Here is a 14731-nt window from a genome sequence, read left to right on the forward strand (position 1 = left end):
GCGGCTCCCAGTTCGTCAACGAACCGGGAACCGTCTCAATAGAATTTCGGTCGTGCAGCGCCTACTCGGCCGCCACCGGCATCCGCGCCATTTCCATTTCGCGCAGGGCTCGCCGGTACTCCACCGGCATCACCTTGACGAACTTGGTGCGGTAGCCGGCCCAATCATCGAGGATCGCCTTGGCACGCGGGGAGCCCGTGTACTTCAGGTGATTGGTGATGAGTTGAGACAGGCGTTCCTCGTCATGGCCCGACATATCGGCCAGGATGTCGACACGGCCCTTCGTTTCCAGGTCGCCGTCCTGGTGGAATCGACGCATGAGGTCGTCCTCCTCCTCGACGGGTTCGAGATCGACCATAGACAGGTTGCAACGGGCCGAGAACGAGCCGTCCTCGTCAAGGACGTAGGCAATGCCACCCGACATGCCCGCCGCGAAGTTGCGTCCGGTTTCGCCGATCGACACCACCACGCCGCCGGTCATGTACTCGCAGCCGTGGTCGCCCATGCCCTCGACCACCGCGATGGCACCCGAATTGCGGACGGCGAAGCGCTCACCGGCCGAACCGCGAATGTAGGCCTCGCCCGCGATCGCCCCGTAAAGGACCGTGTTGCCGGCCATGATGGTGTGCGAGCCCGGCGCCCGCAGGGCGTCGGAGGGGCGGATGATCAGCTTGCCACCGGACAGGCCCTTGCCGACGTAATCGTTGGCGTGGCCGGTGAGTACCAACGTGACACCCGCCGCGAGCCAGGCGCCGAAGCTCTGGCCGGCCGTTCCGGACAGCTCCAACCGGATGGTGTCGTCGGGCAGACCCTCGTGGCCGTACCGCTTGGCCACGACTCCGGAAAGCATGGCGCCGGCCGTACGATCCGAGTTCTTGATCTCCTCCCGCACCACTACAGGCTCTCCGCCGTCAAGGGCCGATTGCGCGCCGGCGATCAGGCGTCGGTCGAGCACCGTATCGATCGGATGCTTCTGCTTTTCCGTGTGCCGGATCGCGACGTGCTCGGGCACTTCCGGGCGGTGGAACAGCTTCGAGAAGTCGAGACCGCGCGCCTTCCAGTGATTGATCACCTCCAGCGTTTCGAGGAGGTCGGCCCGTCCGATAAGGTCCTCGATCTTGGTGAAGCCCATGGACGCCATCAACTCCCGCAACTCCTCGGCCACGAAGAAAAAGTAGTTGATCACGTGTTCGGGCGTCCCCTTGAAGCGCTTGCGCAGAACGGGATCCTGCGTTGCCACTCCCACCGGGCAGGTGTTCAGGTGGCACTTGCGCATCATGATGCAGCCGGCCGCGATCAGCGGCGCGGTCGAGAAACCGAACTGGTCGGCCCCGAGCAGGGCCGCGACCAAGACGTCGCGGCCCGTGCGGATGCCACCGTCGGCCTGAAGGACGACGCGCCCGCGCAGGTGGCTCAGCACCAGGGTCTGCTGGGTCTCGGCCAGACCCGTTTCCCAGGGGCCGCCCGCGTGCTTGATCGAGGTCAGCGGGGCCGCACCAGTGCCGCCGTCGAAGCCCGAGATCGTGATGTGATCGGCGCGCGCCTTGGCGACGCCGGTCGCGACTGTTCCGACGCCGACCTCGGAGACGAGCTTCACCGAGACGTCGGCCTCGGGATTCACATTCTTCAGGTCGAAGATCAACTGCGCCAGATCCTCGATCGAATAGATGTCGTGATGCGGAGGCGGCGAGATCAGGCCGACGCCGGGGGTGGCGTAGCGGACCTTGGCAATCTTGGCATCGACCTTGTGGCCGGGCAGCTGGCCGCCCTCGCCCGGCTTGGCACCCTGTGCAACCTTGATCTGCATCATGTCGGAATTGACGAGATATTCCGTCGTGACGCCAAAGCGCCCGGAAGCGACCTGCTTGATGGCCGAGCGGCGCGAGCGCCCGTCCGCCATCGGCTTGAAGCGCTCGACCTCCTCGCCGCCCTCGCCCGAATTCGAGCGACCGCCGAACGAGTTCACCGCGATTGCCAATGTCTCATGCGCCTCCTTCGAGATCGAGCCGTAGGACATGGCGCCTGTGGCGAACCGCTTGACGATATCGGCCGCGGGCTCGACCTGATTGATGTCGACCGGCGCCCGGCCGATCTCGGCCGCCTGCTTGATGCGGAACAGCCCGCGGATCGTCTTAAGCTGGTTCTCCTGCTCGTTCACCAGCCGCGCATATTCCCGGTAGCGCTCCGGCAGGCCGAGGCGCACGGCATGCTGCAGCGTCGCGACCGAATCGGGCGTCCAGGTGTGGCTCTCACCGCGCAGGCGATAGGCGTATTCACCACCGACATCGAGGGCAGTCCGATAGATCGGGGAGTCGCCGAAAGCATCGGCGTGACGCCGCGCGGTCTCCTGTGCAACCTCGGCCATACCGATGCCCTCGATCGTCGTCGCGGTTCCGAAGAAGTCCCGCTCGACGAAAGCGGAATTCAGACCGATCGCGTCAAAGATCTGCGCACCGCAATAGGACTGATAGGTCGAGATGCCCATCTTGGACATGACCTTGAGCAGGCCCTTATCGATCGACTTGATGTAGCGGTAGACGATCTCGTCCGGCGTCAGGTCCGGCGGGAACTCGTCCTTCATCGCGATCAACGTCTCGAAGGCTAGATAGGGGTTGATCGCCTCGGCGCCGTAACCGGCGAGGCAAGCGAAGTGATGTACCTCGCGTGGCTCCCCCGACTCGACCACGAGGCCGACGGAAGTACGCAGTCCCTTGCGGATCAAGTAATTGTGCACGGCGGCAGTCGCGAGGAGTGCCGGAATCGCGATGCGATCCGGCCCGACGCCCCGGTCCGACAGGATGATGATGTTGTAGCCGCCGCGCACCGCGACCTCGGCCCGATCGCACAGGCGATCGACCGCGCCCTCCATGGCCGCCGCACCGGTTTCGGCCGGGAAGGTCATGTCCAGGGTCTTGGTGTCGAACCGGTCCTCGAAATGGGAAATCGAGCGGATCTTCTCGAGGTCGCCGTTGGTCAGGATCGGCTGGCGAACCTCAAGGCGCTTCTTGCGGGAGGCGCCCTCCATGTCGAGCAGGTTCGGGCGCGGGCCGATGAACGAGACGAGGCTCATCACCGCTTCCTCGCGGATCGGGTCGATCGGCGGGTTCGTCACCTGCGCGAAGTTCTGCTTAAAATAGGAATAGAGCGACTTCGGCTTGTCGGACAGCGCCGAGAGCGGCGTATCGGTGCCCATGGAGCCGACGGCCTCCTGGCCGGTGACCGCCATGGGCGCCATGAGAAGCTTGAGGTCTTCCTGGCTGTAGCCGAAGGCCTGCTGGCGATCGAGAAGCGACACGTCCGAACGCGAGGCCCGCGGGATCACGGGCTTCAGGTCCTCAAGGACGATTTGGGTGTTCTTGACCCACTCGGCGTAGGGATGCGCGGCGGCGAGCTCGCTCTTGATCTCCTCATCGGAGACGATGCGGCCCTTCTCCAGGTCGATGAGCAGCATCCGCCCGGGCTGCAGGCGCCAGGATTCGACGATCTTCTCATCCGGGATCGGGAGCACGCCCATCTCGGACGCCAGCACCACGAGGCCGTCGTCGGTGACGAGGTAGCGCGCAGGTCGAAGGCCGTTGCGATCGAGGGTCGCGCCGATTTGGCGGCCATCGGTGAAGCAGACGGCAGCCGGACCGTCCCACGGCTCCATCAGGGCGGCGTGATACTCGTAGAATGCACGGCGTTCCTCGCTCATCAGCGGATTGCCGGCCCAGGCTTCCGGGATGAGCATCATCATCGCGTGGGCCAGCGAATACCCACCCTGGACGAGGAATTCGAGGGCGTTGTCGAAGCACGCGGTGTCGGACTGGCCCTCATAGGAGATCGGCCAGAGCTTCGAGATATCGTTGCCGAACAGCTCCGAATCGACGCTCGCCTGGCGTGCCGCCATCCAATTGACGTTGCCGCGCAGTGTGTTGATCTCGCCGTTATGGGCGACCATCCGGTAGGGGTGCGACAGGCGCCAGGTCGGGAAGGTGTTGGTGGCGAAGCGCTGGTGCACCAGAGCGAGGCCCGAAACGAAGCGCTCGTCCTGCAGGTCGCGATAGTATTCGCCGAGCTGATCGACCAGAACCATGCCCTTGTAGACGATGGTACGGGTCGAGAGGGACACGGGATAGTAGGTGTTCGCGCGCTCGTCCTTCAGGCCATAGACCTTGTTCGAAATCACCTTGCGAGCGGTGAACAGTCGACGTTCGAAAGCGTCCTCGTCCGACACCGTGGCAGGACGGCCGATGAAGATCTGCCGGTGGCAGGGCTCTGTCTCCTTGACCGTCACGCCGAGGTCGCTCGGATCGACCGGCACATCGCGCCAGCCGAGGAAGGGCAGTCCCTCGTCGGCCAGGGCCTTCTCGACGATCTCCTCGACGAGGCGACGGGCCTCGGAATCCTTCGGCATGAAGAACTGGCCGACCCCGTAATGTCCGGGCTCGGGTAAGGTGATACCGAGTGCCTCGACCTCAGCCTTGAAGAATGCGTGCGGAATCTGAACCAGTATACCGCACCCGTCGCCCATCTTCGGATCGGCGCCTACGGCACCCCGATGATCAAGGTTCTTCAGGATTTGGAGGCCTTGCTGGACGATGGCATGCGTCCGCCGGTCGTGCATGTCGGCGACGAAGCCCACGCCGCAGGCGTCGCTCTCGCGAGCCGGGTCGTAAAGCCCCTGAACTTTCGGCAGAGCCCGGTCGCGCACGATCAGCGGCGCGGTCCCCTCGCGGGTGGCGGGAACCGACGCCTGCAGCGCCCCGAACTCAGAAGATGCGACCACGTCCACCATCTCTCGCCTCCGACCTGCCCGCAAGCGAGCATGTTTCATGCCCAGAGCCCGAGGGGCTTCCGGGTTTGTCTCTCGACAGCGTCGGCTCTAGGCGGGTTCTTCGGTCAGGAAGCGCCCGCAACTCGCGGGCTCGACGCCGGCTTGGTTTCAAGCCGTGCGGGCCCGGATCGCCGCGATGGCGACCGGCTTCGAATCTCGTTTGGTCGCCGGCAACGTCACCTGAGCGAGATCCTCACAGCCATCCGGACAGATACCCTGCCGGGAATGGGACAGCGTTACTGTCCTACCGGTGGAAAGTGACAGATTTTAACCGCTCCAGCAAGGGCGTGTCCGGTGACTCACTGCGGTTTTCCGGCGCATGGTTCCCTCCCGCCGCGAGCTTTCTCGCCGCAGGCCCACGGGTGATCGGAACGAGCCAGATCCGTTTACCCCGAACCCACGGTGGCAGCCTCGCAATCTCGCCCCATTCGGCCTGTTTACACGGCGTGCCGAGCACAAGCGGCGTGCGGGGATTGTCTCGAATCCCGGCGGACCTTGGAGCGGAGGACCTGCGACAACAGCAGGCCTCCGCACCGACATCTCTCTGGATCTCACAGCGATGTTTTCGTCTCGCAGGAAGCCCATGCGTGCATCCCCCTCATCCCGCGCCTTGTCGGCCGGCATCCTGGCCGGTGTCATGACGCTTTCAGCCGCGCTCGCTGCCCAGGCGCAATACGCCTACGAGCCTGACCTCCTTCTACCGCCCCGTGCCGTCGTGTGGCGGCTGAATGACCGCGGATTCACCGACGTCACGCGTCCACGCTTCGATGGGCAGGCGTATATCGTCGAGGCATCGAATCCTTATGGTGATCGCCTCCGGCTCTTCGTCGATGCGCGCGACGGTCGAATCATTGGACGCCATCGGCTGGACATAGCGCCCGACGCACCTCCGCGGATCGTGCGCCGTGCACCCGGCTATGGCTGGACCGAAGACGACGAGGCGATCCGTCAGCCGATCCGGCAAGCCGAAAGAATCATACCGCCCGCGGACATCCCCTTCCCGCAGGATCAGGCTCGCCGTGCGCGCCCCGCTCCGGCGGGCCTCCCGGACCTTGCGAATCGATCGGAAGCCGGATCGCGGACCGTTCCGCCGGCGCCGCCCGGACCTGCCGATCGGAATCCCATGGGCCTGAACCCCGATGCTCGCGGGGCAGACGCAAAGCCGAAGTCCGAGACACCTCGAAAAGTCGTCCGCCTCACCCCAACGGTCAAAGCGGGTTCGCCTGTTGTCACACCCGGGGCGCCGAAGCTGTCCGATGTGCCCCCTGCCGGATCAAAGGCCGACGCTGCCCCCGCCGCCGTAACCGCCGCGGTCTCATCTCCGAAGGTCGATGGACCGGCCGCCGCCATGACGCCGGCCTCGGTGCAGCCGCCTCCGGTGCCGAAGCCGATGGCGCAGAACTGGAAGGACGTGCCGGCGGACGCCAAGCGACCGGTCCGGGTGATCGGTGGCGCGACGATCGTGCCAGGTACCACGAAGGAACCGGAGAAGGACTGAAGTCAGCGCTGCCGGTAATGAGACGCGAAGGACCGCGTGGTCCTTCGCGTTTGACGATTCCGGAATTGGATCAGCCGGCGTCGCTGGCCCCTGCACCCTGCAAATGCGGGTCGCGGGTGGCGGCACGAACGGGGCTATCGGCAGCCGGGGTGTCCTGAAGGGCCCTGAGCGCGAGGGGATCGAGGCCACTCTCCGGATCGAGTCCACAAACCTCGAGGGCTCTGCGCATCTTCGGCGTCCAGAACGCCACGATGTGTTTGTGAATGCCGGCCACGGCCTCCTCGTCCGGATAGGACCGGAAGAAGGTGGCGATCTGATTGGCCATGCGGACAAGTTTTTCGTCGGACGTCAGGGCGCTCATCGGTACGAAAACTCTGTTGAGGGAGCGGGAATCGCGTGGCGTCAGGGCTGCGCGGGCAAGTCGAGACGTTCGCGTCCAGTGAAGACCGTCAGGGTATCTGAGCGGGCGATGGCGCAGAGCGTCATGCCGTGAAGACGCGCCCGGTCGATCGCCAGCGAAGTCGGGGCAGAGATTGCCACCAGCACCGTCGCGCCGAGGCTCGCCGACTTCTCGACCATCTCGAAGGAGCAGCGGCTGGTGATGACGACGAATCCATCGGCCGGGTTGGTCTTGCGCCGGATCAAGGCGCCGATCAGCTTGTCGAGGCCGTTGTGCCGCCCGACATCCTCGCGCAGCGCCCCTAAGCTTCCATCGAGATTCGCCCAGGCCGCGGCATGGACCGCCCGCGTCTCGGCGTTCAACACTTGCGCGTCGCCCATGGCCATCAGGGCCCGCTGGATCGCCGCGATGGTGACCCGGCTGGCGCCGTGCAGAGGCGCGTCGGTCTTCGGCAGTGACGCGAGATCGTCGATTCCGCAGACGCCGCAGCCGGTACGCCCCGACATGGCGCGCTTACGCGCGAGGTGTTCCCGCAGGCGCCCCGGCACGAGATCGACGAGAAGGCGCATGCCGCCCGCCGTCGTATCCGCCTCGACCTGAACCGACCGGATCTCGTCGGCGGTGGCGATGATGCCCTCCGTCAAGCTGAACCCGTAGGCGAAGTCCACGAGATCCGCCGGCGTTGTCATCATCACGGCGTAAGGCACCGCGCCGTAGATCAGGTTGACCGGCATCTCGACCGCAAGGGGCCGGGTGCCGCTCCGTGGCTCCTGGTCATCGTAGGCGACGACCAGGGTCGGGACGCGCCGAGCGGTCTCGACCGCCGGATGATCCTCGTTCGCCGTCAGGCTGGTCTGGTCACTCGGCCGCATTCAACTGTGTCGCAATCCGGGTCAACGAGAAATCCTCCTCGAAGAACCGCGCCTGCCAGTCGGAGGGGCGGTTCGTCCGCCGGATCTGCACCGCCGTGACCTTGTACTCGGGGCAGTTGGTGGCCCAGTCCGAGTAGTCGGTGGTGATCACGTTGGCGCCGGTCTTGGCGTGGTGGAAGGTCGTATACACCACGCCGGGCTGCATGCGCTCGGACACGATGGCCTTCAGGGCAATGTCGCCGGAGCGACTTTCCAGCGCAACGAGGTCTCCGTCGACGATCCCGCGCACCTCCGCGTCGAAGGGGTGGATCTCGAGCACGTCTTCCTCGTGCCAGCGCGAGTTCTCCGTACGACGGGTCTGCGCGCCGACATTGTACTGCGAGAGGATGCGGCCCGTGGTCAGGATGAGCGGGAAGCGCGGGCCCGTACGCTCCTCGGTGGGCACGTACTCGGTGATCATGAACTTTCCGAGACCGCGCACGAAGCGGTCCACGTGCATCATCGGCGTGCCCTTCGGGGCGGCCTCGTTGCACGGCCACTGGATCGAGCCGAGTTCGTCGAGCTTGGCGAAGCTCACGCCGGAGAAACTTGGCGTCAGGGATGCGATCTCATCCATGATCTCGCTTGGATGGCTGTAGTTCATGGGATAGCCGAGGGCGTTGGACAGCAGCATCGTGCCCTCCCAGTCGCCGACGCCGGAGAGAGGCGGCATCACCTTGCGCACGCGGGAGATGCGGCGCTCGGCATTGGTGAAGGTGCCGTCTTTCTCGAGGAAAGAAGCGCCGGGTAGGAAGACGTGGGCGTACTTCGCTGTCTCGTTGAGGAAGATGTCCTGGATGACGATGCATTCCATCGCCATCAGCCCGGCGGTCACGTGGTGCGTATCAGGATCCGATTGGGCGATGTCCTCGCCCTGAATGTACATGCCCTTGAAAGCACCATCGACGGCCTCGTCGAGCATATTGGTGATGCGTAGGCCCGGGTTCTGGTCCAACGACACGCCCCAGAGCGACTCGAAGGTCTCGCGGGTGGCGTCGTCGGAGACGTGGCGGTAGCCAGGCAGCTCGTGCGGGAAGGAGCCCATGTCGCAGGAGCCCTGGACGTTGTTCTGGCCGCGCAGCGGGTTCACGCCGGCACCCAGCATGCCAATGTTGCCGGTGGCCATAGCGAGGTTGGCCATGCCCATGACCATGGTCGAGCCCTGGCTGTGCTCGGTAACACCGAGGCCGTAATAGATGCCGGCGGCACCGCCCTTGGCGTAGAGCCGCGCAGCGGCACGCAGCTCGGTCGGATCGATGCCCGTGTAGGTCGCCTGCGCCTCGGGTGAATGGCGCTCGTCGGCAACGAAGCGCGCCCAGGCTTCGAAGTCGCCGAGGTCACAACGCTCGCGGACATAAGCTTCGTCGACGAGGCCTTCCGTGACGATGACATGCGCCATCGAATTGATGAAGGCGACGTTCGAACCCGGCTTCAACGGCAGATGATGGTCGGCCTGGATGTGGGGCGACTTCACGAGGTCGATCTTGCGCGGATCGGCGACGATGAGCTTCGCGCCTTCGCGCAGGCGCTTCTTCATGCGGGACGCGAAGACGGGGTGGCCATCCGTTGGGTTCGCGCCGATGACCAGGATCACGTCGGAATGTGCCACGGACGCGAAGTCCTGCGTGCCGGCCGAGGTGCCGAGCGTCGACATCAGCCCGTAGCCGGTCGGCGAGTGGCAGACGCGGGCGCAGGTGTCGACGTTGTTGTTGCCGAAGGCAGCGCGCACGAGCTTCTGGACGAGGTAAGCCTCCTCGTTGGTGCACCGGGACGACGTGATGCCGCCGACCGAATCCTTGCCATACTTGGCCTGGATGCGCTTGAACTCGGACGCTGCTCGGTCGATCGCGACCTCCCAGGAGACTTCCTGCCAGGGGTCCGTGATCTTGTCGCGGATCATCGGTTTGGTGATGCGGTCCTTGTGGGTGGCGTAGCCGTAAGCGAACCGGCCCTTCACGCAGGAATGGCCCTCATTAGCCTTGCCACCCTTGTAGGGCACCATGCGGACGATCCGGGTGCCTTGCATCTCGGCCTTGAACGAGCAGCCGACGCCACAATAGGCACAGGTGGTGATCTCCGAATGGTCCGGCTGACCGTACTCGATGATCGACTTTTCCTGCAGGGTCGCGGTCGGGCAGGCCTGGACGCAGGCGCCGCACGACACGCATTCGGAGTTGAAGAAGTCGGTCGGGCCGGCAGCGACGCGGCTCTCGAAGCCTCGACCGGAGATGGTCAGCGCGAAGGTCCCCTGCGTCTCCTCGCAGGCGCGGACGCAGCGATTGCAGACGATGCACTTCGACGGATCGTAGGTGAAGTACGGGTTCGACGCGTCCTTCGGTAGGTACTGCTCGGAGGTCGGCTTGACGTGATTGGCGCCGTCATAGCCGTAGCGTACGTCGCGCAGGCCCACCGCGCCCGCCATGTCCTGCAACTCGCAGTCGCCGTTGGCGGCGCAGGTCAGGCAGTCGAGGGGGTGATCGGAGATGTAGAGCTCCATCACGCCCTTGCGGAGCTTCGCGAGCTTGTCCGTCTGGGTCGAGACGACCATGCCGTTCTCGGCAGGCGTCGTGCAGGAAGCGGGCGTGCCGCGACGTCCCTCGATCTCAACGAGGCAGAGACGGCAGGAACCGAAAGCCTCCAGCGAGTCTGTGGCGCAGAGCTTGGGGATCTGCGTGCCGGCATGCATGGCGGCGGCCATCACCGACGTGCCCGCGGGCACCGTCACGTTCATGCCGTCGATGGTGAGCGTGACGGTCTGCTCGCTCACGCGGATCGGGGTGCCGTAGTCGATCTCTTTGATGAGGGCCATCGATCGCGCCTCCTTATTCAGCTGCGACGGACATCGGTCCGCGCTGCTGGAAATCTTCGGGGAAGTGGGTGATGGCGCTCATGACGGGCATCGGCGTCAGACCGCCCATGGCGCACAGCGAACCGTCGGTCATCACGTCGCAGAGGTCGGCGACCACGGCGAGATTTTCGGTCGGCCGGATCCCGGCGATGACCTTGTCCATGGTCTCGACGCCGCGGGTTGCGCCAATGCGACAAGGTGTGCACTTGCCACAGGATTCCACGGCGCAGAACTCGAACGCGAAGCGCGCCTGCTTGGCCATGTCGACGGTGTCGTCGAAGACGACGATACCGCCGTGGCCGACGAGACCCTTGTTGGCCGCCATCGCTTCGTAATCGAGCGGCGTGTCGAGGAGGTGGTCGGGGAAGTAGGCGCCCAGAGGGCCACCCACCTGGACAGCGCGAACCGGACGCCCGCTCTGCGTGCCGCCGCCAAAATCCTCGATGATCTCGCGCAATGTGATGCCGAAGCCGTACTCGATCAGTCCGCCGTGCTTGATGTTGCCGGCGAGCTGGATCGCGAGGGTACCGAGCGAGCGACCCATGCCGTACTCGGCATAGGCCTTGGCGCCATGCTGTAGGATGTAGGGCACGGCCGTGAAGGTCATCACGTTGTTGACGAGCGTCGGCTGGCCGAGAAATCCCTTCAGGGCCGGAATCGGCGGCTTGGCGCGCACGATGCCGCGGCGGCCCTCAAGGCTCTCAAGCAGGGACGTTTCCTCGCCGCAGATGTAGGCGCCGGCGCCGAGGCGAACTTCCAGATGAAAGGCCTTGCCGGAGTTCAGTACGTTCTCGCCGAGGACGCCGGCCCTGATGCCGTTGGCGATCGCCTCCTTAAGGGTCGCGAAGGCCTGAGGATACTCGGAGCGCAGGTAAATGTAGCCGCGGGTGGCATCCGTGGCCAGACCCGCGATGGTCATACCCTCGATGAGGTTGAAGGGGTCGCCCTCCATCATCATGCGATCGGCGAAGGTTCCAGAATCCCCCTCATCCGCATTGCAGACCACGTATTTCTGCTCTGCCTGAGCGAGCATCACCGTGTTCCACTTGATCCCGGCAGGGAACCCGGCGCCGCCGCGGCCACGAAGACCGGATTCACGCACTTCCGCGACGATGCCGGCCGCGTCGAGCCTCAAAGCGGCTTCGAGGCCCCGGTAGCCGCCATGCGCTCGGTAATCCTCGACCGAGACCGGATCGACCACGCCGCAGCGTTGAAAGGTGAGCCGATGCTGACGCGCGAGATAGGGGATCTCCTCCGGTCGCCCGAGGCGGAGGGGATGGGCACCGCCCTCGACGAGGCCCGCATCGAGGAGGCTGTCGATGTCGGCGGGTGTCACCGGTCCATAAGCGATACGGCCCCCCGGCGTTGCGACCTCGATCATCGGCTCGAGCCACAGGAGGCCCCGGGACCCGGTGCGGACGATCGTGATGTCCAGGCCACGGCGCTCGGCGCCGGCGAACAGCGCGCGGGCCACGCGATTGGCGCCGAGCCCGAGGGCCACGGCATCGCGCGGAACGGTGATCGTGATGCTCACGATGTCATCTCCGTCAGGGCGGCTTCGAGGGAATCGGCGGTGAGCCGGGCCAGAGGCTCGTCGTCCACGAGGGCTCCGGGACCGTTTGCGCAGAGACCGAGGCAGTAGACAGGCTCGACCGTGACCTGGCCGTCGGCGGTCGTCCCGTGCCAGTCGACCCCGAAACGCGACAGGATCTGGGCGTGCAGCGCGTCCGAGCCCATGGCCTGACAGGCCTCGGCGCGGCAGAGTTTCACCTGGTGGCGCCCCGCCGGCGCGCGACGGAAATCGTGATAGAAGGTGATGCATCCATGCACCTCGGCACGCGACAGGTTCAGCGCGTCGGCGATCAGCGGCACAGCACCTTCGTCGACGTAGCCGAAGGTCTCCTGCAGCGCATGGAGGATCGGGAGCGTCGCCCCCTCCAGGTTAATATGTTCGGCGATGATCCTGGCGGCCCGCGGCTCGTTCCAGGGTTCGTTCGGCACCATTATTCCTACCCGGACTGAGATTGTTCTCGTTCCAAGGTGGTATATCGCCAACCCCCGATCAATCGCACTGATCGGTGGATCGACAACGGATTTTTGTCGAAAACGAATGCTGCGACGCGAAAAGGCATCGCAACCTTGGTCCCTCTTGCCGCGTCGTCAAGCTTTTCTCACAGCGCGTCGATCATTTGGGTAATGGACGAAGCAACGGCCCGCGCTTCCACGATCAGCCCCGCGCAGAGGGGCGTCATCGGTTCGCGTTCCGGCACCACGAGACCGACGACGTGGCTGAGATCCGGATCGATGATCGGCACGGCTCTGACGCGGTCATTCAGACGGAACGTGTCGGCGAGAACCGCCGGCATGATGCTCGCCCATTTGGCTGTGCGAACGTGGGTCAGGAGAACGATCATCGAGTTGGACTCGAGAAGCGGTGCGGATTCCGTTCCCGCGTTGAGAAGCTGCCGGTCGATGATCCGCCGGTTCTGCATATCCGGGGTCAACAGACACAGAGGCAGGCTCGCCACCTCGTCCCACGTCACCGATTCCCGTTCGCCGAACACCCCGTCGATCGCGGTCAGCAGGCGGTAGCGCTCCCGATAGAGCGGCACGGCGGTCAATCGGCCGAGGGGCTCGTTCTCGAGATAGGTGATGCCGGCATCGATCTCGAGATCGGCGATCAGGCGCCCGATTTCCCCGGAGGTCGTCGATTGAACAGAAAAGCGGACGTTCGGGTGGCGCGCCCGGAACGGCGTCGTGAGCGCAGCGACGATCGGAGTCGCCGTCGGGATTGTCGCGAGTCGAAGCGTTCCCGAAAGACCGCGCCGCAGACTCGCAACCTCCTCTCGCATCGCCCGCGCATCCCCGACGATGCGGCGCGCCCATTCGAGAACGCGCTCGCCTTCCGGAGTGAACCCCTGGAAACGCGAGCCCCGTTGCACGAGAAGCACACCGAGCCGTTCTTCCAACTGCTTCACGCCGGCCGAGAGGGTCTGCTGAGAGACGTTGCAGACCTGGGCAGCCCGGCCGAAGTGACGCTCGCGGGCGAGAGCCAGGATGAATTCCAGTCGTTCAATCACGCGCGACCCCACAGCCGGCCTCGAAGCCGGGCGACGCTTCCTCACCTGGCATGATGAATACCGGAGGACACGTTACCGAGGCTGCGACATTTCGATAGACGGTGAACAGCTTGAGTCGAGACCTTCGAGCGGTCTGATGCGACGCTGTTGCGGTTGCGCGCCTCACGCCCTTGTGGTCTGACACGCCAATCGGCCCGACGTGGGTTCTTACCCGCAAACGGCCCGCGATCCGCGAAATGCACTTGCGATTTAGAACAAAGCCAGCAAGACGCGCGGCATCGACGATCACAATCACGGGGAGCCACGAGAGGCACATGCGGACGACGCAGGCGCAACACCGGTCATCATGGGGGCTTGCCGCGCTCGGCGCGTTCCTCGTTTCTTCGTCATCGGCTCTCGCGGCCGGCATCGGCCAGCCCGTGCCGTGGCAGATGGACCGTCAGGTCGCCGTCACCGAGAACGCCCGGGATATCCACTCGTTCGAGCACGGCATGCATTGGCTGTCGTTCGGCATCTCGCTGTTCGTGCTCGGCCTGATCCTCTATTGCGTCTTCCGCTTCAGCGAGAAGGCGAACCCGACGCCTTCGAAGACCACGCACAACACCATGATCGAGGTGGCCTGGACCATCGTCCCTGTGCTGATCCTGGTCGCCGTCGCGATCCCGTCGTTCCGCCTGCTGCGCACGCAGCTCTCCGATCCCAAGGCCGACGTCCTCGTGAAGGTCATCGGCCATGCGTGGTACTGGTCCTACGAGTACCCGGCTGTGGAAAACGGGGGCGGCTTCACCTTTGATGCCAACCTCGACGAGGACAAGCAGCCCAAGCTGCTGGGCACCGACAACGACATGGTCGTACCGGTGAACAAGATCGTGAAGATCCAGGTCACCGCCGCCGACGTGATGCACTCCTGGGCGATGCCGTCCTTCGGCTTCAAGATCGACGCCGTTCCGGGCCGCCTGAACCAGTTCTGGTTCAAGGCGGAGCGTGAGGGCACCTACCACGGCCAGTGCTCCGAGCTCTGCGGCGCCCGACATGCCTATATGCCGATCACGGTTCAGGTCGTGAGCGAGGAAGCCTACGCCAAATGGCTCGCCGAGGGTAAGACCAAGTTCGCCCGCATCGACGACCCGTCGAAGTTCGCCGACGCCCGGTAGGGGCGCGGATCCCGGACCCGGGCC

Annotated in this window: 9 protein-coding genes; 2 read left to right on the forward strand and 7 right to left on the reverse strand. The window is 65.0% G+C overall.

The window, feature by feature from the left end:
• Positions 1-61 precede the first annotated feature (61 nt).
• Positions 62-4699, reverse strand: a complete 4638-nt coding sequence (gltB, locus tag ASG51_RS07915; RefSeq protein ID WP_244480091.1) for a glutamate synthase large subunit — start codon at positions 4697-4699, stop codon at positions 62-64.
• A gap of 700 nt (positions 4700-5399) precedes the next feature.
• On the opposite strand from gltB, the gene ASG51_RS07920 reads away from it, so the two are divergent.
• Positions 5400-6314, forward strand: coding sequence for a hypothetical protein (locus ASG51_RS07920; RefSeq protein ID WP_056380079.1), 915 nt, complete (start codon positions 5400-5402; stop codon positions 6312-6314).
• Between the two features lie 70 nt (positions 6315-6384).
• Here ASG51_RS07920 and ASG51_RS07925 read toward each other — a convergent pair whose 3' ends face one another.
• The 6 genes from ASG51_RS07925 to ASG51_RS07950 form a co-directional block, all read right to left on the reverse strand.
• On the reverse strand, positions 6385-6675 hold the full coding sequence (locus ASG51_RS07925; protein WP_056380080.1) for a formate dehydrogenase subunit delta: 291 nt from the start codon (positions 6673-6675) through the stop codon (positions 6385-6387).
• A gap of 41 nt (positions 6676-6716) precedes the next feature.
• Positions 6717-7586, reverse strand: coding sequence for a formate dehydrogenase accessory sulfurtransferase FdhD (fdhD, locus tag ASG51_RS07930; protein ID WP_056380083.1), 870 nt, complete (start codon positions 7584-7586; stop codon positions 6717-6719).
• Positions 7573-10434: a formate dehydrogenase subunit alpha gene (gene fdhF, locus ASG51_RS07935; RefSeq protein WP_056380085.1), complete on the reverse strand. Its 2862-nt coding sequence runs from the start codon at positions 10432-10434 to the stop codon at positions 7573-7575. The genes fdhD and fdhF overlap by 14 nt, the downstream gene beginning before the upstream one ends.
• A 13-nt stretch (positions 10435-10447) precedes the next feature.
• Positions 10448-12007 carry a formate dehydrogenase beta subunit gene (locus tag ASG51_RS07940; RefSeq protein ID WP_056350331.1) on the reverse strand — a complete coding sequence of 520 codons (1560 nt, stop codon included), beginning with the start codon at positions 12005-12007 and terminating at the stop codon, positions 10448-10450.
• Positions 12004-12477, reverse strand: coding sequence for a formate dehydrogenase subunit gamma (locus ASG51_RS07945; protein ID WP_056380087.1), 474 nt, complete (start codon positions 12475-12477; stop codon positions 12004-12006). Before ASG51_RS07945 ends, ASG51_RS07940 begins: the two co-directional genes overlap by 4 nt.
• Before the next feature lie 167 nt (positions 12478-12644).
• A complete protein-coding gene (locus tag ASG51_RS07950; protein WP_056380118.1) occupies positions 12645-13553 on the reverse strand; it encodes a LysR family transcriptional regulator in 909 nt (302 codons plus the stop codon).
• A gap of 314 nt (positions 13554-13867) precedes the next feature.
• Here ASG51_RS07950 and coxB point away from each other — a divergent pair, with 314 nt between their 5' ends.
• Complete coding sequence (coxB, locus tag ASG51_RS07955) at positions 13868-14707, forward strand: cytochrome c oxidase subunit II (RefSeq protein ID WP_055954876.1); 840 nt, start codon at positions 13868-13870, stop codon at positions 14705-14707.
• The last annotated feature ends 24 nt before the right edge of the window (positions 14708-14731 follow it).

The organism is Methylobacterium sp. Leaf465 (genome assembly GCF_001424705.1).
Taxonomy (GTDB): domain Bacteria; phylum Pseudomonadota; class Alphaproteobacteria; order Rhizobiales; family Beijerinckiaceae; genus Methylobacterium.

What these genes read in the sequence shown, in the direction of transcription:
- ASG51_RS07920 (WP_056380079.1), top strand. Translation starts at nt 5,400, where the DNA reads ATGCGTGCATCCCCCTCATCCCGCGCCTTGTCGGCCGGCATCCTGGCC.
- ASG51_RS07925 (WP_056380080.1), bottom strand. Translation starts at nt 6,675, where the DNA reads ATGAGCGCCCTGACGTCCGACGAAAAACTTGTCCGCATGGCCAATCAG.
- fdhD (WP_056380083.1), bottom strand. Translation starts at nt 7,586, where the DNA reads ATGCGGCCGAGTGACCAGACCAGCCTGACGGCGAACGAGGATCATCCG.
- fdhF (WP_056380085.1), bottom strand. Translation starts at nt 10,434, where the DNA reads ATGGCCCTCATCAAAGAGATCGACTACGGCACCCCGATCCGCGTGAGC.
- ASG51_RS07945 (WP_056380087.1), bottom strand. Translation starts at nt 12,477, where the DNA reads ATGGTGCCGAACGAACCCTGGAACGAGCCGCGGGCCGCCAGGATCATC.
- coxB (WP_055954876.1), top strand. Translation starts at nt 13,868, where the DNA reads ATGCGGACGACGCAGGCGCAACACCGGTCATCATGGGGGCTTGCCGCG.